The sequence below is a fragment of the Streptomyces altiplanensis genome, from assembly GCF_053591575.1.
Window position 1 is genome coordinate 55,497 of the sequence record NZ_JBSFUB010000017.1, and the last position, 18,466, is coordinate 73,962.

General features: G+C 70.8%; 18 protein-coding genes, 1 pseudogene and 2 riboswitches. Of the genes and pseudogenes, 14 read left to right on the forward strand and 5 right to left on the reverse strand.

Features of this window, described 5'->3' with window-relative positions:
• Positions 1 to 34: 34 nt before the first annotated feature.
• From ACWD0Y_RS11235 to gcvT, 4 genes are all read right to left on the reverse strand, one after another.
• Positions 35 to 1,402, reverse strand: coding sequence for an L-serine ammonia-lyase (locus tag ACWD0Y_RS11235; protein WP_450260110.1), 1,368 nt, complete (start codon positions 1,400 to 1,402; stop codon positions 35 to 37).
• 139 nt (positions 1,403 to 1,541) lie between these two features.
• A complete protein-coding gene (gene glyA, locus ACWD0Y_RS11240) occupies positions 1,542 to 2,804 on the reverse strand; it encodes a serine hydroxymethyltransferase (RefSeq protein ID WP_450260111.1) in 1,263 nt (420 codons plus the stop codon).
• A 19-nt stretch (positions 2,805 to 2,823) separates the two neighbouring features.
• Positions 2,824 to 3,204 (reverse strand): glycine cleavage system protein GcvH, encoded by a 381-nt coding sequence (gene gcvH, locus ACWD0Y_RS11245; protein ID WP_450260112.1) that lies wholly within the window; start codon positions 3,202 to 3,204, stop codon positions 2,824 to 2,826.
• 58 nt (positions 3,205 to 3,262) lie between these two features.
• Positions 3,263 to 4,378: a glycine cleavage system aminomethyltransferase GcvT gene (gcvT, locus tag ACWD0Y_RS11250; protein WP_450260113.1), complete on the reverse strand. Its 1,116-nt coding sequence runs from the start codon at positions 4,376 to 4,378 to the stop codon at positions 3,263 to 3,265.
• Between the two features lie 40 nt (positions 4,379 to 4,418).
• Positions 4,419 to 4,518, reverse strand: a riboswitch (glycine riboswitch).
• Positions 4,519 to 4,637: riboswitch (glycine riboswitch) on the reverse strand.
• Between the two features lie 170 nt (positions 4,638 to 4,807).
• Between gcvT and ACWD0Y_RS11255 the strand changes: the two genes are divergently transcribed.
• The 11 genes and pseudogenes from ACWD0Y_RS11255 to ACWD0Y_RS11305 all read left to right on the forward strand — a co-directional run.
• Positions 4,808 to 5,548 (forward strand): AAA family ATPase, encoded by a 741-nt coding sequence (locus ACWD0Y_RS11255; RefSeq protein WP_450260114.1) that lies wholly within the window; start codon positions 4,808 to 4,810, stop codon positions 5,546 to 5,548.
• A 10-nt stretch (positions 5,549 to 5,558) separates the two neighbouring features.
• A complete protein-coding gene (locus tag ACWD0Y_RS11260; RefSeq protein WP_450260115.1) occupies positions 5,559 to 6,332 on the forward strand; it encodes an enhanced serine sensitivity protein SseB in 774 nt (257 codons plus the stop codon).
• Positions 6,333 to 6,403: 71 nt separating this feature from the next.
• Positions 6,404 to 7,204 carry an enhanced serine sensitivity protein SseB C-terminal domain-containing protein gene (locus tag ACWD0Y_RS11265; RefSeq protein WP_450260116.1) on the forward strand — a complete coding sequence of 267 codons (801 nt, stop codon included), beginning with the start codon at positions 6,404 to 6,406 and terminating at the stop codon, positions 7,202 to 7,204.
• A gap of 416 nt (positions 7,205 to 7,620) precedes the next feature.
• Positions 7,621 to 8,619, forward strand: a complete 999-nt coding sequence (locus ACWD0Y_RS11270; RefSeq protein WP_450260117.1) for an ABC transporter permease — start codon at positions 7,621 to 7,623, stop codon at positions 8,617 to 8,619.
• A gap of 113 nt (positions 8,620 to 8,732) precedes the next feature.
• On the forward strand, positions 8,733 to 10,511 hold the full coding sequence (locus tag ACWD0Y_RS11275) for an ABC transporter substrate-binding protein (RefSeq protein WP_450260145.1): 1,779 nt from the start codon (positions 8,733 to 8,735) through the stop codon (positions 10,509 to 10,511).
• Positions 10,512 to 10,627: 116 nt separating this feature from the next.
• Positions 10,628 to 11,626 carry an ABC transporter permease gene (locus tag ACWD0Y_RS11280; RefSeq protein WP_450260118.1) on the forward strand — a complete coding sequence of 333 codons (999 nt, stop codon included), beginning with the start codon at positions 10,628 to 10,630 and terminating at the stop codon, positions 11,624 to 11,626.
• Between the two features lie 38 nt (positions 11,627 to 11,664).
• A complete protein-coding gene (locus tag ACWD0Y_RS11285; RefSeq protein WP_450260146.1) occupies positions 11,665 to 12,765 on the forward strand; it encodes an ABC transporter ATP-binding protein in 1,101 nt (366 codons plus the stop codon).
• Between the two features lie 20 nt (positions 12,766 to 12,785).
• The gene (locus ACWD0Y_RS11290) at positions 12,786 to 13,958 is read left to right on the forward strand and encodes an ABC transporter ATP-binding protein (RefSeq protein WP_450260119.1); all 1,173 of its coding nucleotides are present in this window, start codon (positions 12,786 to 12,788) and stop codon (positions 13,956 to 13,958) included.
• A gap of 18 nt (positions 13,959 to 13,976) precedes the next feature.
• Positions 13,977 to 14,651: a trimeric intracellular cation channel family protein gene (locus ACWD0Y_RS11295; RefSeq protein WP_450260120.1), complete on the forward strand. Its 675-nt coding sequence runs from the start codon at positions 13,977 to 13,979 to the stop codon at positions 14,649 to 14,651.
• A 26-nt stretch (positions 14,652 to 14,677) separates the two neighbouring features.
• The gene (locus tag ACWD0Y_RS11300; RefSeq protein WP_450260121.1) at positions 14,678 to 15,523 is read left to right on the forward strand and encodes a thioesterase family protein; all 846 of its coding nucleotides are present in this window, start codon (positions 14,678 to 14,680) and stop codon (positions 15,521 to 15,523) included.
• A gap of 47 nt (positions 15,524 to 15,570) precedes the next feature.
• A pseudogene (locus ACWD0Y_RS11305) lies at positions 15,571 to 16,044 on the forward strand (helix-turn-helix transcriptional regulator); the annotation flags it as partial.
• Between the two features lie 2 nt (positions 16,045 to 16,046).
• Here the strand turns inward: ACWD0Y_RS11305 and ACWD0Y_RS11310 are convergent.
• Complete coding sequence (locus tag ACWD0Y_RS11310) at positions 16,047 to 16,673, reverse strand: TetR family transcriptional regulator (RefSeq protein ID WP_450260122.1); 627 nt, start codon at positions 16,671 to 16,673, stop codon at positions 16,047 to 16,049.
• A gap of 97 nt (positions 16,674 to 16,770) precedes the next feature.
• On the opposite strand from ACWD0Y_RS11310, the gene ACWD0Y_RS11315 reads away from it, so the two are divergent.
• From ACWD0Y_RS11315 to ACWD0Y_RS11325, 3 genes are all read left to right on the forward strand, one after another.
• The gene (locus tag ACWD0Y_RS11315) at positions 16,771 to 16,935 is read left to right on the forward strand and encodes a hypothetical protein (RefSeq protein ID WP_450260123.1); all 165 of its coding nucleotides are present in this window, start codon (positions 16,771 to 16,773) and stop codon (positions 16,933 to 16,935) included.
• 7 nt (positions 16,936 to 16,942) lie between these two features.
• Positions 16,943 to 17,227, forward strand: coding sequence for a DUF4190 domain-containing protein (locus ACWD0Y_RS11320; protein ID WP_450260124.1), 285 nt, complete (start codon positions 16,943 to 16,945; stop codon positions 17,225 to 17,227).
• Positions 17,228 to 17,292: 65 nt separating this feature from the next.
• The gene (locus tag ACWD0Y_RS11325) at positions 17,293 to 18,462 is read left to right on the forward strand and encodes a cysteine desulfurase family protein (RefSeq protein WP_450260125.1); all 1,170 of its coding nucleotides are present in this window, start codon (positions 17,293 to 17,295) and stop codon (positions 18,460 to 18,462) included.
• The last annotated feature ends 4 nt before the right edge of the window (positions 18,463 to 18,466 follow it).

An 18,466-nucleotide genomic window follows, 5' to 3' on the forward strand; every position in this document is an offset into this window, starting at 1 on the left:
CCGGAGGCGAGGGGGTCCTGCTCAGGTGCGTCTCTCAGCACTCGATGATGTTGACCGCGAGGCCGCCGCGCGCGGTCTCCTTGTACTTCACCGACATGTCCGCGCCGGTCTCCTTCATGGTCTTGATGACCTTGTCCAGGGAGACCTTGTGGCTGCCGTCGCCCCGCATCGCCATCTTCGCCGCCGTGACGGCCTTGACCGCCGCCATGCCGTTGCGCTCGATGCACGGGATCTGGACCAGGCCGCCGACCGGGTCGCAGGTCAGGCCCAGGTTGTGCTCCATGCCGATCTCGGCCGCGTTCTCGACCTGCTCGGGGGTGCCGCCGAGGACCTCGGCCAGCGCGCCGGCCGCCATCGAGCAGGCGGAGCCGACCTCGCCCTGGCAGCCGACCTCGGCGCCGGAGATCGAGGCGTTCTCCTTGAAGAGCATGCCGATCGCGCCCGCGGAGAGCAGGAAGCGGACCACGCCCTCCTCGTCCGCGCCCGGTACGAAGTTCATGTAGTAGTGCAGGACGGCCGGGATGATGCCGGCGGCGCCGTTCGTCGGGGCGGTGACGACGCGGCCGCCCGCGGCGTTCTCCTCGTTGACCGCCATCGCGTAGAGCGTGATCCACTCCATCGACAGGGCCAGCGGGTCGCCCTCGGAGCGCAGCTTGCGGGCGGTGTTCGCGGCGCGCCGGCGCACCTTCAGGCCGCCGGGCAGGATGCCCTCCTGGGACATGCCGCGCGCGACGCAGTCCTGCATGGCCCGCCAGATCTCCAGCAGCCCCTCGCGGATCTCGGGCTCCGTCCGCCAGGCCTTCTCGTTCTCCAGCATCAGGGCGGAGATCGACAGGCCGGTCTCCCGGGCCAGGCGCAGCAGCTCGTCACCGGTGCGGAAGGGGTACTTCAGCACGGTGTCGTCGAGCTTGATCCGGTCCTCGCCGACCGCGTCCTCGTCGACGACGAAACCGCCGCCCACCGAGTAGTACGTCTTCTCCAGCAGCGGCGCGCCCTGGGCGTCGTACGCCCACAGGGTCATGCCGTTGGCGTGGTACGGGAGGGCCTTGCGGCGGTGCAGGACCAGGTCCTCGTCGAAGTCGAAGCCGATCTCGTGCGCACCGAGCAGATTGATGCGCCGGTCCGCCTTGATCCGCTCGACCCGGTCGTCGGCGGTCTCGACGTCGACCGTGCGCGGGGAGTTCCCCTCCAGGCCGAGCAGCACGGCCTTCGGGGTGCCGTGGCCGTGACCGGTCGCCCCGAGCGAGCCGAACAGCTCGGCGCGTATCGAGGTGGTGTGGGCCATCAGGCCGTCGTTCTTGAGGCGCCCCGCGAAGAGCCGGGCGGCGCGCATCGGCCCGACCGTATGAGAGCTGGAGGGTCCGATGCCGATCGAGAACAGGTCGAAGACCGAGATGGCCACGGGGGACTCCTAAGGGTGGGTAGACGCCGTTGTCTGCCGGGGGTGGTGCAGATGATCAATGGCGGGTACAAGGTGCGGGGCACCGCACTCACTGTTCAGTGTGCGCGGTGCCCCGGATTTCAGTCTGTGTCGTACGTAACTACTTCAGACCAGGGTAAAGCGGGTGCTTGCCGGCCAGGGCGGTCACCCGGGCGGACAGGGCCTCGGCGTCGTACGACGGCTTCAGCGCCTCGGCGATGATGTCCGCGACCTCGGCGAAGTCCTCGGCCTGGAAGCCGCGGGTGGCCAGGGCCGGCGTACCGATCCGCAGACCCGAGGTGACCATCGGGGGCCGGGGGTCGTTCGGGATGGCGTTGCGGTTGACCGTGATGCCGAGACCGTGCAGGCGGTCCTCGGCCTGCTGGCCGTCGAGCTCGGAGTTCCGCAGGTCGACGAGGACCAGGTGGACGTCCGTGCCGCCGGTGAGGACGGACACGCCGTGCTCGGTGACGTCGGGCTGCACCAGACGCTCGGCCAGGACGCGGGCGCCGTCCAGGGTGCGCTGCTGGCGCTCCTTGAACTCCTCGCTCGCGGCCACCTTGAAGGAGACGGCCTTCGCGGCGATGACGTGCTCCAGCGGGCCGCCCTGCTGACCGGGGAAGACCGCCGAGTTGATCTTCTTGGCGAGCTCGGCGGTGGAGAGGATGACTCCGCCGCGCGGGCCGCCGAGGGTCTTGTGCGTGGTCGTGGTGACGACGTGGGCGTGCGGCACCGGGTTGGGGTGCAGGCCCGCGGCGACCAGACCGGCGAAGTGCGCCATGTCGACCATGAGGTACGCGCCGACCTCGTCCGCGATGCGGCGGAAGGCGGCGAAGTCCAGCTGACGCGGGTACGCGGACCAGCCGGCCACGATCAGCTTCGGCTTCGACTCCTTGGCGAGGCGCTCGACCTCGGCCATGTCGACCTCGCCGGTGGCGTCGTCCACGTGGTACGCGACCACGTTGTAGAGCTTGCCGGAGAAGTTGATCTTCATGCCGTGGGTCAGGTGACCGCCGTGGGCCAGGTTCAGGCCCATGATCGTGTCGCCGGGCTTCAGCAGAGCGAACATCGCGGCCGCGTTGGCCTGGGCGCCCGAGTGCGGCTGTACGTTCGCGTGCTCGGCGCCGAAGAGCGCCTTGATGCGGTCGATGGCGATCTGCTCGACCACGTCGACGTGCTCGCAGCCGCCGTAGTAGCGGCGGCCCGGGTAGCCCTCTGCGTACTTGTTGGTGAGGACGGAGCCCTGCGCCTCCATGACCGCGACCGGAGCGAAGTTCTCCGAGGCGATCATTTCGAGGGTGGACTGCTGGCGGAGCAGCTCGGCGTCGACGGCGGCGGCGACGTCCGGGTCGAGCTCATGGAGGGGAGTGTTGAGAAGCGTCATCACGGTCCCGTTCGAGGTCTTAGTTGCCGGAGGAGAAGGCGTTGTACTCGTCGGCGGAGAGCAGGTCGGCCGGCTCCTCCGCGACGTGCACCTTGAAGAGCCAGCCGCCCTCGAAGGGGGCGGAATTCACCAGCGACGGGTCGTCCACGACGTCCTGGTTGGACTCGACGACCTCACCGGTCACCGGGGAGTACAGGTCGCTGACCGACTTGGTCGACTCCAGCTCGCCGCAGGTCTCGCCCGCGGTCACCGTGTCACCGACCTCCGGGAGCTGGGCGTAGACGACGTCACCGAGCGCGTTGGCCGCGAACTCCGTGATACCGACCGTCGCGACGCCGTCCTCGGCGGTCGACAGCCACTCGTGCTCCTTGCTGTAACGCAGCTGCTGGGGGTTGCTCATGACCTGAATTCTCCTGTACGCGGGGGAGTGCTGGTGAACGGGAAGGTTGTGCGGGGGGTCACTTCTGGCGCTTGTAGAACGGCAGCGCAACGACCTCGTACGGCTCATGCGTACCGCGGATGTCGACGCCGACGCCGGAGGTGCCGGGCGCCGCGTGCGCGGCGTCGACGTACGCCATGGCGATCGGCCTGCCGAGCGTCGGGGACGGGGCGCCCGAGGTGACCTCGCCGATGACCCTGCCGTCGGCGACCACGGGGAAACCGGCGCGCGGGACGCGGCGGCCCTCGGCGACCAGGCCGACCAGCTTGCGCGGCGGCGCGGTCTCGGCGCGCTCGGCGGCGGCCTCGAGCGCGGCGCGGCCGACGAAGTCGCCCTCCTTCTCGAACTTCACGACCCGGCCAAGACCCGCGTCGAAGGGGGTCAGCGCGGTGGTCAGCTCGTGCCCGTACAGGGGCATGCCCGCTTCGAGGCGCAGCGTGTCGCGGCAGGAGAGGCCGGCGGGGACGAGACCGGCGTCCTTGCCCGCGTCCGTCAGCGCCTGCCACAGCTTCTCGGCGTCGGCCGGGGCCACGAACAGCTCGAAACCGTCCTCGCCGGTGTAGCCGGTACGGGCGATGAGGGCGGGGACGCCGGCGACGGTGCCGGGCAGACCGGCGTAGTACTTCAGGCCGTCGAGGTCGGCGTCGGTGACGGACTTCAGGATCCCGGGGGACTCGGGGCCCTGGACGGCGATCAGGGCGTACGCGTCACGGTCGTCCCGTACGACGGCGTCGAATCCGGCCGCGCGCCCGGTGATCGCGTCGAGGACGGTCTGGGCGTTTCCGGCGTTGGCCACCACCATGTACTCGGTTTCGGCCAGCCGGTACACGATCAGGTCGTCGAGGATCCCGCCGTCCTCCTGGCAGATCATGGTGTAGCGGGCGCGGCCGAGGCCGATCGTGCCGATGTTGCCGACGAGCGCGTAGTCGAGGGCGTTCACGGCCTGGGGGCCGGTGACGGTGATCTCGCCCATGTGGGAGAGGTCGAAGAGGCCCGCGCGGGTCCGTACGGCGTTGTGCTCGTCGCGCTCGCTGGCGTACCGCAGCGGCATGTCCCAGCCCGCGAAGTCGGTCATGGTCGCGCCCAGCGAACGATGAGTCGCGTCGAGGGCGGTGTGACGGGGGGCGTTGCTCATGTGTGGGGCTCCCAGGGCAGGGCATGACAGGTGAGGACAATCCTCCCCATCTGTCATCGGAACCTGAGAGGTTCACCGGGAGAGTCCCGGCTTGCACCTTGGGTGGAGCCGCGACACGGCGGCCCGCTTTTCAGATATGCCTCGCCCGCGCGGTACGGGGCCTGAGAGATTCAAGGGAGGGACTTGCTCCTTCGGCGTCCTGGGCACCGGGCACTCCTGGAGTGCTTCTGCGTGCTTCGGACTCTCCCGCGCGGATTCAAGCGGCCGGTATGGAGTTGGCGCGCACATCATTGCACGCATCCTCCGCCGGCGGGGCGGCCGGGCGGCACCCCGGCACAGACGCAAATCACTTGTGACGCATTACCTTTTCTTTACACTTCTTGGGCAAGGGTGGGGAAAAGGGCGGGGACACCTGACAGGGGGAGTGCGATGACGTTGCAGCGGCCCGGTACGTACGTGACGACCGCGGGCACCACGCACGGCACGGTGCCCGCACCGCAGGGCGTGCAGGCCGGGGAGAGCGCCCGCCGGCCGGTGCCCACCGTCCGCGACCTGCGCGAGCGGGCCGGGCGCAGCCCGCGGACGCTGGCCTTCGCGGCCGGCGACGTCGTGGTCGTCTCGGGGCTGCCCGGCAGCGGCAAGAGCACCCTCATCCGGCGTACGGCGACGGAGGGGGTGCACCGCATCGACTCGCAGGACGTCCGCGAGCGGTGGGAGGCGCGCATGCCGCGCCTGCTGCCGTACGCGCTCTACCGCCCCCTCGTACGGGCCGCCCACTACGCCGGGCTGCGGCGCGCCCTGCGGTCCGGCGGGAGCGTCGTGGTCCACGACTGCGGCACGCTCGCCTGGGTGCGGCGCTGGCTGGCGCGCGACGCCCGCCGGCGGGGCGTCGCCCTGCACCTGGTGCTGCTCGACGTGACGCCGCAGGTGGCGCGGGCCGGCCAGGAGGAGCGGGGCCGCGGGGTCTCGGGCTACGCGTTCGCCCGGCACCGGCGGGCGGTGGGCCGGCTGGTCCGGGACGCGGAGGGCGGCAGGCTCCCGGCCGGCTGCGCGTCGGCGGTGCTGCTGGACCGGGACGCGGCGGGGGCGCTGGCGGGGATCGGCTTCCCGGCCGGGACGCGGCTCCGGTTAGGGGAACAGCCCCTCGGGGCACCGCCGGCGCCGCGTTAGGGTCGTGCCCGTGGACTACCCAGACATCCCCCTGCCCGCCCACCCGCACGGCGGAGGCGGCTGGCCCGGCAACGAGCTCGAAGAGGTGCTGGCCGCCTCGCTCGGCGCCCCCGCCGCGGGCGCCCGCATCGTCGAGGTGCTGGGGCGCAGCCAGGTGTGGGTGCCGCTGCCGAACGGCGGCGGGCCCGACTCCCCGAACCTCGACCTGCCCACCCTGGACCTCCACGGCGAGGCGTACGTCCCCGTGTACAGCTCCGAGGAGCAGCTGCGCCGGTGCGCCGGGCCCCACATGTCCTTCGCCGTGGCGCCCGCCCGCGAGTTCGCCCGCGGCCTGCCCCCGCAGCTCGGCATCGCCGTGAACCCGGACGGCGCGGTCGGCGTGCCGCTGCCGCCGCCCGCCGTCGCCGAGCTCTGCCGGGCCGGCCGTACGCCGCTGGACGGGCCGGCCACCGGGGGCAGGGTGCGGCTCTTCGAGCCGGACTGGCAGGAGGAGCCGGTCGACTTCCTCTCCGCCGCGGCCGGTGAGTTCGAGGAGAGCGGTGTGGTGGTGACCGCCCGCCGGGCGCTCGCCAGTATCGAGGGCGAGTCCCCGACGCTGTTCGTCGGCGTACAGCTGGCGACCTGGGAGGGCGCCGACCCGAACGCCCCGATGGACGCGCTCGGCCGGGCGCTCGGCCGGGTCCAGGTGCCCTGGCCGGTCAACCTGCTCCTGCTGGACGTGGCGCAGGACCCGGTCGCGGGCTGGATGCTGGAGAAGGTGCGGCCCTTCTACACGCGCGCCTGACTCGTGCTCGGTGTCGGTGCTGCCGCTTAAGCTGGTGCAACACGGTGGATCGAAGAGGGGCGGGACCCAGGGTGAGCGCGTCAGGCACTGCGGCGGCCGGGCAGGTCGAGCACATGCTGCGCCAGGTGACACCCGGGCGGTACGACGCGTACGAGGCGCTGCTGCGCGCCCTCGCCGACCCGGCCGGCGGCCGGGTCTGGATGCTGCTCTGGCACGGCCAGGCGGGCTCCCCCGACGCCCAGTACGGAAACATGGAGGTCGACGGACTCGGTTACGCGCCGTGCGTCACCTCCGCCCAGGAACTCGCCGCGAGCGGCTGGAGCCGGGCGTACGAAGTGGTCACGGGCCAGGACGTCGCCCGCGCGCTCTTCCCCGACCGCTGGGGCATCTGGCTGAACCCGCACGCGCCCGGCGGCGGCCTCGGCATCCCGTGGCTCGATCTGCGGCGTATCGCCACGGGGCTCGACCGGATGCCCGCCGGACCGCTGCGGCTGTCCGAACCCGCCGTTGAGATCCCCCAGTTCTACGCCCTGCTCACGCAGAACGCCCACCGTACGCCCGCGGTCCGCACCCTGCGCCGCGCCTGGGTGCAGCCGGCGCTCGGGGCGCCGTACCTGGCCATCGGACTCGGCCTCTACGACACGAGCCCGCAGTCCGTCGACGCGGTGCGCGCGATGATGCAGCAGTCGGTCGGCGCGGTCCCCGAGGGGCTGCCCGTCTCCACCGTCGCGATGTCCGACGCGTACGACCCGGTCGCCATGTGGCTGCGCGCCAACGCCCGTCCGTTCTACGACCGCGAGGCGCAGGCTCCCGCCGCGCCCTCCTCCGCCCCGCAGGGCGGCTACGGCTACCCGGCGCCGCGCGCCTACTGAACGCGCTCGCCCCGCCGGCCCCGCCCGTCCCGCCGGCCGGCCGGCCCCACTCATTTCGCCGATCGTGCGTACAACCCAATTCGGTAGCTCATAAAGGCCGTTGGGCGGCATGTCCGGTCTGGTGCATAAGGATGCTTGTGGTCCGCTGAGCCGATCAAGATGTTCGGATAACGGAAGCCCGCAGGCCACATCACGGTTGCGCATCCATTCCCCGCCAGGTCTGGCGGGTGATCGCGAGCTCGTTGAAGACTCCCGCAACAAGGAACGTCGGTCTTGTGTACGACCCGCTTTCCCTGTGTCACATGCGTTTGTACGACCACCTTCTGCACCACTTGCACCTGCGATGCGAACAAGCCGCTACAGCGGCGGGCGCGGGCCGACCACCGTCGGCCGAGCCGAGAGGGGTCCCCACCACGATGACGGCACCACTGCACGACACGAACGCGGCACAGACCGCGGCCGTCGACGTCGCGGCCGATGTCCCGGCGAAAGCCATCGAAGGCCGCTCGCCCTGGAAGATCGCCTGGGTGCGGCTCAAGCGCGACAAGGTGGCACTGGCCGGCGGCGTCGTCGTGTTGTTCCTGATCCTGGTCGCGGTGTTCGCGCCCTTGATCGTCAGTGTGCTCGGCCACCCGCCGAACGACTTCCACGAGGACAAGATCGACCCGCTGTTCGGCACGCCGATCGGCAGCTGGGGCGGCATGAGCTCCGACTTCCTGCTGGGAGTCGAACCGGTCAACGGCCGCGACGTGTTCAGCCGCCTCGTCTACGGCGCCCGGATCTCGCTGCTGGTCGCCTTCCTCGCGGCCCTCTTCGCCGTCGCGCTCGGCACGGTCTTCGGGATCATCGCCGGTTACTTCGGCGGCTGGGTCGACGCGGTGATCAGCCGCGTGATGGACGTCCTGCTGGCCTTCCCGCAGCTCCTCTTCATCATCGCGCTGGTCTCGGTACTGCCCAACTCCCTCTGGGGCTTCAGCGGTTCCGGTGTGCGCATCGGCGCGCTCATCGTCGTCATCGGCTTCTTCGGGTGGCCGTACGTCGGCCGGATCGTCCGCGGCCAGACGCTCTCCCTCCGGGAGCGCGAGTACGTCGAGGCGGCTCGCAGCCTCGGCGCGGGCCGGACGTACATCCTGTTCAAGGAGCTGCTGCCCAACCTGGTCGCGCCGATCACCGTCTACACGACGCTGATGATCCCGACCAACGTCCTCAGCGAGGCCGCCCTGAGCTTCCTGGGCGCCGGAGTCAAGCCGCCCACCGCCTCCTGGGGGCAGATGCTCTCCAAGGCCAAGGAGTACTACGAGGCGGATCCGATGTTCATGATCGCGCCCGGCGTGGCCATCTTCGTCACCGTGCTGGCCTTCAACCTCTTCGGCGACGGCGTGCGCGACGCGCTGGACCCGAAGGGTTCCCGCTGACCGTTCGTCCCGTATCACCCGCACACGCCCTACGCGCCGCCCCTGCCGATGTGTCAGGAGGCCACCACAACCGTCGGCCCACTCAAGGGCCGGCACTCTCACGGAGGTTGCTGATCGTGACAGCCAACAGTTCTTCCAGGCGACGGCTCGCCGCAAGTGCGGCGCTCGTCGTCGCCGCGCTCGTCGGCACCGCGGCCTGTGGCGGCGGAGGCAAGGACGACGGGGCCGACGGCAACGGCAAGGCCCCCGGCTTCAACGCGGCCGTCGGCAAGATCGCGAACGCCTCGGACAAGAAGGGCGGCACGATCAAGTTCATCGGTACGCAGGACGCCGACTCCTGGGACCCGCAGCGCGGTTACTACGGCTTCATGTGGGACTTCGCCCGCTACTACACGCGCCAGCTGATCACCTTCAAGCCGGCCGCGGGCACCGAGTCCACCGAACTCGTCGCAGACATGGCAACCGACACGGGCAAGGTCTCCGCGGACAAGAAGACGTACACCTTCACGCTGAAGGACGACGTCACATGGGAGGACGGCAAGCCCGTCACCTCCAAGGACATCAAGTACGGCATCGAGCGCATCTGGGCCCAGGACAAGATCTCCGGTGGCCCGATCTACCTTCAGCAGGTCCTGGACCCGAAGAAGGAGTACAAGGGTCCGTACAAGGACAAGTCGGCCGACAAGCTCGGTCTGAAGGCCATCGAGACACCGGACGACAAGACCATCGTCTTCAAGCTCCCGAAGCCCAACGGCGACTTCCTCCAGATGCTGGCCATGCCGGCCGCCACGCCGGTCCGCCAGGACAAGGACACGGTCGAGAAGTACGGCCTGAAGCCCTTCTCCAACGGCCCGTACAAGATCGACTCCTACACCCCCAACAAGGGCATGGAGCTGAGCCGCAACCCCAACTGGAAGAAGGAGAGCGACGCCGTCCGCAAGGCACTGCCGGACAAGGTCTCGCTCAAGCTCATCACCAACGCCGACGACATGGACAACCGCCTGATCGAGGGCGACTACGACGTCGACATCAACGCCACCGGCATCAGCCCGGCCGGCCGCACCAAGGCGCTGCGCGACCACAAGGCCAACGTCGACAACCCGCAGACCGGCTTCATCCGGTACGCGGTGTTCCCGCAGACGGTCAAGCCGATGGACAACATCCACTGCCGCAAGGCGGTCATCTACGGCTCCGACCACAAGTCGTTGCAGACCGCGCGCGGCGGCCCGATGGCGGGCGGCGACATCGCCACCAACATGCTGCCGCCGAGCATCAAGGGCTCCGACCCGAAGTACGACCCGTACAACGTCCTCAAGGACACCACGGGCAACGTCGCGAAGGCCAAGGAAGAGCTCAAGGCCTGCGGCAAGCCGAACGGCTTCGAGACCACGATCGCGGTCCGCAACAACAAGCCGCAGGAGATCGCCACCGCCGAGTCGATGCAGGCGTCGCTGGAGAAGGTCGGCATCAAGGCGCAGATCGACCAGTACGACGGCGCGCAGACCTCCGGCATCATCGGCGCTCCCAAGAACGTCGAGAAGAAGAACTACGGCATCATCATCATGGGCTGGGGTGCCGACTTCCCGTCCGGTCAGGGCTTCTCGCAGCCGCTGGTCGACAGCCGCTTCATCCTCGACAGCGGCAACAACAACTTCTCGATGATGAAGGACAAGGCGATCGACGCCCTGTTCGACAAGGCGCTGCTGGAGACGGACCCGGACAAGGCCGCCGAGTTCTACAAGCAGATCAACGAGAAGGTCTCCGAGGCCGCGGTCTACCTGCCCTTCACCTTCGAGAAGAACGTGATCTGGCGCAGCTCGCGGCTGACCAACGTCTACACGGCCGACTCCTACAACGGCCGTTACGACTACGCCTCCCTCGGCGTCAAGTGACCGTCCGTTCGCTCCGCCGGCACACCCGCCGCTAAGCCCGAAGGGCAGGTGATGGCCGCGTGCGGCGGCCCGGGGACCCCTCACCGGATCCCCGGGCCGCCGCCGGGCCGACCGTAGTGCTCGCATACCTCATCAGGCGGCTGACCGCCGTCGTCGTGATGCTGCTCGTGGTCACTCTCGTGACCTTCGGCATCTTCTACGTGATCCCGGAACTGACCGGCAGCGACCCCGCCGCGATGTTCATCGGCAAGCAGGCGGACCCAGGCGCGGTCGAAGGCGTCCGGGAGAAGCTCGGCCTCGGCGATCCCATCCTGGTGCAGTTCTGGAACTTCATCAGCGGGATCTTCGTCGGCCGCGACTACACAGGCGGCGGTTCGTCGTTCCACTGCGACGCGCCGTGCTTCGGCTACTCCTTCCGTACGGAGCAGGAGATCTGGCCCGTACTGACCGAGCGGCTCCCCGTGACGCTGTCCCTGGCGGCCGGTGCGTGCGTGCTGTGGGTCGTCGTCGGTGTCACGACCGGCATCATCTCCGCCCTCAAGCGGGGTACCGCGATCGACCGTGCGGCGATGACCCTCGCGCTGGCCGGTGTGTCGCTGCCGATCTACTTCACCGCGCTGCTCTCCCTGGCGGTCTTCCGCACCCAGCTCGGCTGGTTCGACGCCGAGTACGTGGACATCGCGCAGGACCCGCTCGGCTGGTTCAGCGGCCTGGTGCTCCCGTGGGTGACCCTCGCCTTCCTGTACGCCGCGATGTACGCCCGGCTCACCCGCGCCACCATGCTGGAGGTCCTGGGCGAGGACTACATCCGCACCGCCCGGGCCAAGGGCCTGAGCGAACCGGTCGTCGTCGGCAAGCACGCGCTGCGCTCGACGATGACGCCGATCCTCACCATCCTCGGCATGGACCTCGGCGCCCTGGTCGGCGGCGCGATCCTCACCGAGACCGCCTTCAGCCTCCCGGGCCTCGGCCAGGCGGCCGTCAAGGCGATCGGCGACTTCGACCTTCCGCTCATCCTGGGTGTCACGCTCATCGCCGCAGCGGCCGTCGTGCTCGCGAACCTCGTCGTGGACATCCTGTACTCCGTGATCGACCCCCGAGTGAGGCTCTCGTGACCACTGTGCCTGTCCCGGGGGAGGCCCCCGAAGCCCCCTTGACGAAGACCGGTGCGGTCGGGGAGCCCGTACGCACCGGCTCCCCGCAGCCGGACGCCTTCCTCGACGTGCGCGACCTCAAGGTGCACTTCCCCACCGACGACGGTCTCGTCAAGTCGGTGGACGGCCTCTCCTTCCAGCTGGAGAAGGGCAAGACCCTCGGCATCGTGGGCGAGTCCGGATCCGGCAAGTCGGTGACCTCGCTCGGCATCATGGGCCTGCACACCGTCGGCCAGTACGGCCGGCGCAAGGCGCAGATCTCCGGCGAGATCTGGCTGGACGGCAAGGAACTGCTGTCCGCCGACCCCGACGACGTACGCAAGCTGCGCGGCCGCGAGATCTCGATGATCTTCCAGGACCCGCTGTCCGCGCTGCATCCGTACTACACGATCGGCCACCAGATCGTGGAGGCGTACCGCATCCACAACAAGGTCGACAAGAAGGCCGCCAAGCGGCGCGCGATCGAACTGCTCGACCGGGTCGGCATCCCGCAGCCCGACAAGCGGTTCGACGGCTACCCGCACGAGTTCTCCGGCGGTATGCGCCAGCGCGCGATGATCGCGATGGCGCTGGTCAACAACCCCGAGCTGCTCATCGCCGACGAGCCGACCACCGCCCTGGACGTCACCGTCCAGGCGCAGATCCTCGACCTGATCCGGGACCTGCAGAAGGAGTTCGGCTCGGCGGTCATCATCATCACGCACGACCTGGGCGTCGTCGCCGAACTGGCGGACGACCTCCTGGTGATGTACGGGGGCCGGTGCGTCGAGCGCGGTCCCGCGGAGAAGGTCTTCTACGAGCCCCAGCACCCGTACACCTGGGGCCTGCTGGGTTCGATGCCGCGCATCGACCGTGACCAGACCGAGCGCCTCATCCCGGTCAAGGGTTCACCGCCCAGCCTGATCAACATCCCGAGCGGCTGCGCCTTCCACCCGCGCTGCCCGTACGCGGACGTGCCCAAGGGCGGGATCACCCGTACCGAGCGGCCGGAACTCAAGGTGCTGCCCGGTCAGGAAGCCGACCGGCACTACTCGGCCTGCCACATGGCGGCCGAGGACCGGACGCGGATCTGGACCGAAGAGATTGCGCCGAAGCTGTGAGCGAGACGAAGGATCCCGAAGTGACGATCCCGGAGCAGGCGTCCTCTTCGCCGCCGCCGTCCCCCGAGCCCCTGCTGAGGGTCAGCGGCCTGGTGAAGCACTTCCCCATCAGGAAGGGCCTGCTCCAGCGCCAGGTCGGCGCGGTCCAGGCCGTCGACGGTCTCGATTTCAACGTGCGCCCGGGGGAGACCCTGGGCGTGGTCGGCGAGTCGGGCTGCGGCAAGTCGACGATGGGCCGGCTGATCACGCGCCTGCTGGAGCCCACCAGCGGGAAGATCGAGTTCGAGGGCCGGGACATCACCCACCTCGGCACCGGGCAGATGCGTCCGCTGCGCCGCGACGTACAGATGATCTTCCAGGACCCGTACTCCTCGCTGAACCCGCGCCACACGGTCGGCACGATCATCAGCGCGCCCTTCAAGTTGCAGGACATCACGCCCGAGGGCGGGGTGAAGCGGGAGGTCCAGCGGCTGCTGGAGCTGGTGGGCCTCAACCCGGAGCACTACAACCGCTATCCGCACGAGTTCTCCGGCGGGCAGCGCCAGCGCATCGGCATCGCGCGGGCGCTCGCGCTCAAGCCGAAGCTGGTCGTCGCCGACGAGCCGGTGTCGGCGCTGGACGTGTCGATCCAGGCGCAGGTGGTGAACCTGCTGGACGACCTCCAGGACGAGCTCGGTCTCACGTACGTGATCATCGCGCACGACCTGTCGGTCATCCGGCACGTCTCGGACCGCATCGCCGTGATGTACCTCGGCAAGATCGTCGAGCTGGCGGACCGCAAGGCACTGTACGAGTCGCCCATGCACCCGTACTCGAAGGCCCTGCTCTCGGCCGTCCCGGTGCCCGACCCGCGCAGCAAGCACAAGCGCGAGCGCATCCTGCTCAAGGGCGACGTGCCCTCGCCGATCTCGCCGCCCTCGGGCTGCCGCTTCCACACCCGGTGCTGGAAGGCGACCGAGATCTGCAAGACGCAGGAGCCGCCGCTGACGGCTCTGAAGACCGGTCACCAGGTGGCCTGCCACCACCCGGAGAACGCGCCCGACCAGGCGCCGGAGTCGTCCGTCGTGCTCGACACGGCGCGCGAGGCGATCGAGCTCGTCGACGTCACGCCACCCGCGGCGGCGGCGAAGGCGGCGGGCGAAACCGGGGGCGAAACCGGGCCCGCGGGCACGGAGGACACCGGCAAGGAATAGAACCGGCACAATTGCCCGGTGTTCCAGGAACTCTTCACGCCCTCCGTCCAGCATGCGCTCGACCTCGTCGGGATCTTCGTCTTCGCGATCTCCGGCGCCCTGCTCGCCGTCCGCAAGAACTTCGACGTCTTCGGCATCGTGGTGCTCGCAGAGGTCACCGCGCTGGGCGGGGGGCTGCTCCGCGACCTGATCATCGGCGCGGTGCCGCCGGCCGCCTTCACCGACCTGGGGTACTTCACCACCCCGCTGATCGCGGCCGCCCTGGTCTTCTTCCTCCACCCCGAGGTGGAGCGCATCCAGGGCTCGGTGATGGCCTTCGACGCGGCCGGGCTCGGACTGTTCTGCGTCACGGGCACCACCAAGGCGTACGACCACGGGCTCGGCCTGACCGCTTCGGCCGCCCTGGGCCTGGCGACCGCCGTCGGCGGCGGCGTCCTGCGGGACGTCCTCGCCAACGAGGTGCCCTCGCTGCTGCGCTGGGACCGTGATCTGTACGCCGTCCCCGCGATCGTCGGGGCCTCGATGGTCGCCCTGTTCATACGCTTCGACGCGCTGAACGCCGTGACCAGCACGGTCGCCGTCGTCGCGGCCTTCCTGCTGCGCCTGCTGGCGCTGCGCTTCCACTGGCGGGCGCCGCGCGCCTGGCACCGGAACTCGGCGAAGGCCGAGGAGCAATCTGAAGCTACCGCTTAGTAACGTGTCGGTGTACGGTGCATGCCATGGCACAGGCATCCATCGGAGACAGCGAGTTCGACCGCGACACCGCCCTCTCCTCGCGCGCACCGGACGAACCGGGCGTCTACGACGCGGAGCTCTCCGCGGGCTGGACGATCCTCCTCGCCGTCAACGGCGGCTACCTCCTCGCCCTGCTCGGCCGGGCGCTCGGCGACGCCCTGCCGCACCCCGACCCGTTCACCGTCTCCGCGCACTACCTGACCCCCTCCGTGCCGGGCAGGGCGGTCGTCCGCACCCAGACCGTCCGCGCCGGGCGCACCCTCTCCACCGGCCAGGCGTCCCTCTTCCAGTACGCCGAGGACGGCACCGAGGTCGAGCGGATCCGCGTCCTCGCCTCGTACGGCGACCTCGACGCCCTGCCCGACGACGTCCGCACGGCCGCGAAGCCGCCGGCCATGCCGCCGTACGAGCACTGCCTGGGCGCGGACGCCGGGCCCGTCGTCCTCCCGGGCAGTTCGGCCATCGCCGACCGGCTCGACGTCAGGCTCGACCCCGCCACCGCCGGCTGGGCCGTCGGCGCGCCCTCCGGCAAGGGCGAGATGCGCGGCTGGTTCGGCCTCGCCGACGGCCGTGACGCCGACCCGCTCTCGCTGCTGCTCGCGGTCGACGCCCTGCCGCCGACCTCGTTCGAGCTGGGCCTCAGGGGCTGGACGCCGACCGTCGAGCTCACCACCCACATACGCTGCCGCCCCGCCCCCGGACCGCTGCGCGTCTCCATCACCACCCGCAACCTCGCGGGCGGCTTCCTGGAGGAGGACGCGGAGGTCTGGGACAGCGCGGACCGGCTCGTCGCCCAGTCCCGGCAGCTGGCGCGGGCGCCGCGCGGCTGAGGGCCGGCCGCCTCCCCGGGCGGGCCTCTTCGAGCGGGACGGGCACCGTGAAACCGGACCGGGGGCTGATCCCGGCCGCCGGGCCGGCCGGGCGGCCGGGAGTCTCCGTACGCACCATCTGCCGGGACGTCGAGTCGTTGTCGGGCGTCGGGCGTCCCGGTGTACGCGGAGCGCGGACGGCGCGGCGGATCGCGCTGCTGCCCGGCTTCCGCACCGATGTGACGGGGCCGACCGGCGACGGGTCGCGGGCCCTGTTCGTCCTGGCCGCGCAGGGCGCCCGCACCGCGCTCGGGCGCGACGGGGCACTCGGACCCGCGCTGCGCGAGGTGATGGCCGCACTGCCCGAGGCCGGCCTGACGGAGCTTTGGGGCGCAATCCTCGCGGACCACGACGGCAGCCCCGCGCTCCACCGCGTCGACCGCGTGCGCGCGGCCACGTCCGCCGACGAGCCCGTGCGGCGGCGGCCCGGCGTGGAACTGGCCGGCGCCCGGGAGGTGCTGCGGCGCCGGGCCCCCGCCCGGCGTCAGTCCAGCCAGTGGCGGCTGCCCAGGCCGACCAGGCGCAGCTGACGGCGGGCGAGGGAGGCGGCGGCCTCGACACGCTCGTCCCCGTGCGGCTCGGCCTCCAGGAACGCGGACGCGGTCATCACCATGTGGTCGACGTAGACGTGCGCGAGCATCCGCAGGTCCTCCTCGCTCCAGCCCGCGGAATCGGGCTGCGTACGCAGCCAGGCCGCCACCTCGTCCGCGAACAGGCCCAGTTGCTCGCCTATCGCGGCCCGCACCCGCGCCACGCCGCCGTGGCGTTCGCGGGCGAGGAAGCGGACGTGGGCGGGGTACGCGTGGACGTGGCGGGCGATGAGGCCGACCGTGCTGTCGATGCGCTCGGCGCTGTCGCCGGTCGCGGCGAGGGTCGCACGGATCACCGCGTGCAGGCTGCCGAGAGCCTCGTCCACGAGTGCGACGCCGAGGTCCGCCGTGTCACGGAAGTGCCGGTAGAAGGCGGTCGGGGCGACACCGGCCGCCCGGGTGACCTCGCGCAGGCCGAGGCTGCTCAGGCTCTGGTCCTCCAGCAGGACGAGGGCCGCCTCCATGAGGGCCCGGCGGGTCTTCTGCTTCTGGGCCTGACGGATCCCGGCGGTGTGACTCATGACATTCAGTAAACAACTGTTCTCTGTTGCCGGAAACCCCGGGGGAAAGCCTAGACTGGATAGTCAGTGAACAACCGTACTCTCAGGAGGGGTTCACGTGTTCGTCCTCGTAGCGGCTCTGCTGTTGCTGGGGGTGCTGGTGGGATCGGTGGCGCACGTGCCGGTCCCGGCGTCCCTCGTCGCCGCCGGACTCATCGGTCTCTGGCTGCTCGTCTTCGCCGCCCGTGAGCGTCACTCGCGACGGTCCGTCCGAAGGAGCTGAACGCGCCATGGAGTTCACCGCACCCACATCCGCTTCCGTACGCGGCCGGACCGGCACGCGGGACCCCGACGGGATGGCCGTCGCCTCGTTCGTCCTCGGCCTCGTCGGACTGCTCGTCTTCAACATCTTCCTCGGGCCCGCCGCCATGGTCCTGGCCTCCCTGGCCCTGCGGCGGGGCACCGGACGCCGGGGCAGGGCGCTGCTCGGCCTCGGCCTCGGGGCGGCCGACCTGGTGGTCCTCGCCGTCCTCGCCTCGGCCGACGGCACCGTGTCCTGGAGCTTCGGCGGCTGACCGGGCGCGACGGGGCGAGGGCGGGACCGGGGGACGGCCGACGGGCTCGTAGAATCGAGTGCACCATGGCCTACCTCGACCACGCCGCGACCACCCCGATGCTTCCGGAAGCGGTCGGGGCGATGACCGCCCAGCTCGCCGTCACCGGCAACGCCTCGTCCCTGCACGCCGCCGGCCGACGGGCCCGGCGTACCGTCGAGGAGGCCCGCGAGACGCTCGCCGAGTCCCTCGGCGCCCGGCCCAGCGAGGTGGTCCTCACCGCCGGCGGCACCGAGGCCGACAACCTCGCCGTCAAGGGCCTGTACTGGGCGCGGCGTGACGCCGACCCGCGCAGGACCCGCGTCCTGGCCAGCCCCGTCGAGCACCACGCGGTGCTGGACGCCGTCCACTGGCTGGGCGAGCACGAGGGCGCGACCGTGGAGTACCTGCCCGTGGACGCGTACGGGCGGGTCCACCCGGAAGCGCTCCGCGCCGCCGTCGCGCGCGACCCGTCCGATGTCGCCCTGGCCACCGTGATGTGGGCCAACAACGAGATCGGCACCGTCATGCCGGTCCGCGAACTGGCCGACGTGGCAGCCGAGTTCGAAGTGCCGCTGCACGCCGACGCGGTGCAGGCCTTCGGGCAGCTGGAGGTCGACTTCGCCGCCTCCGGACTCGCCGCGATGACCGTGTCCGGGCACAAGATCGGCGGCCCGTACGGCATCGGCGCGCTGCTGCTCGGCCGCGAGTACACCCCCGTGCCCGTGCTGCACGGCGGCGGCCAGGAGCGGCACGTGCGCTCCGGCACCCTCGACGTCCCGGCCGTCGCCGCCTTCGCGGTGGCCGGCCGGATCGCGGCCGAGCGGCGCGAGTGGTTCGCCCGCGAGATCGGCGGCCTGCGCGACGACCTGGTCGCGGCCGTGCGCGCCGCGGTGCCGGAAGCGGTCCTCGGTGGCGATCCGTCCCCGGGCGGCCGGCTGCCGGCCAACGCCCACTTCACCTTCCCCGGCTGCGAGGGCGACTCCCTGCTCCTCCTCCTCGACGCGCAGGGCATCGAGTGCTCCACCGGGTCCGCCTGCACGGCCGGGGTCGCCCAGCCCAGCCACGTCCTGCTGGCCACCGGGACCGACCCCGACCTGGCCCGCGGCACGCTCCGCTTCTCGCTCGGGCACACCTCGACCGCCGAGGACGTGACGGCGGTGGCGGACGCGATCGGCCCGGCGGTCGAGCGGGCGCGCACGGCAGGGCTCGTCTGACGCT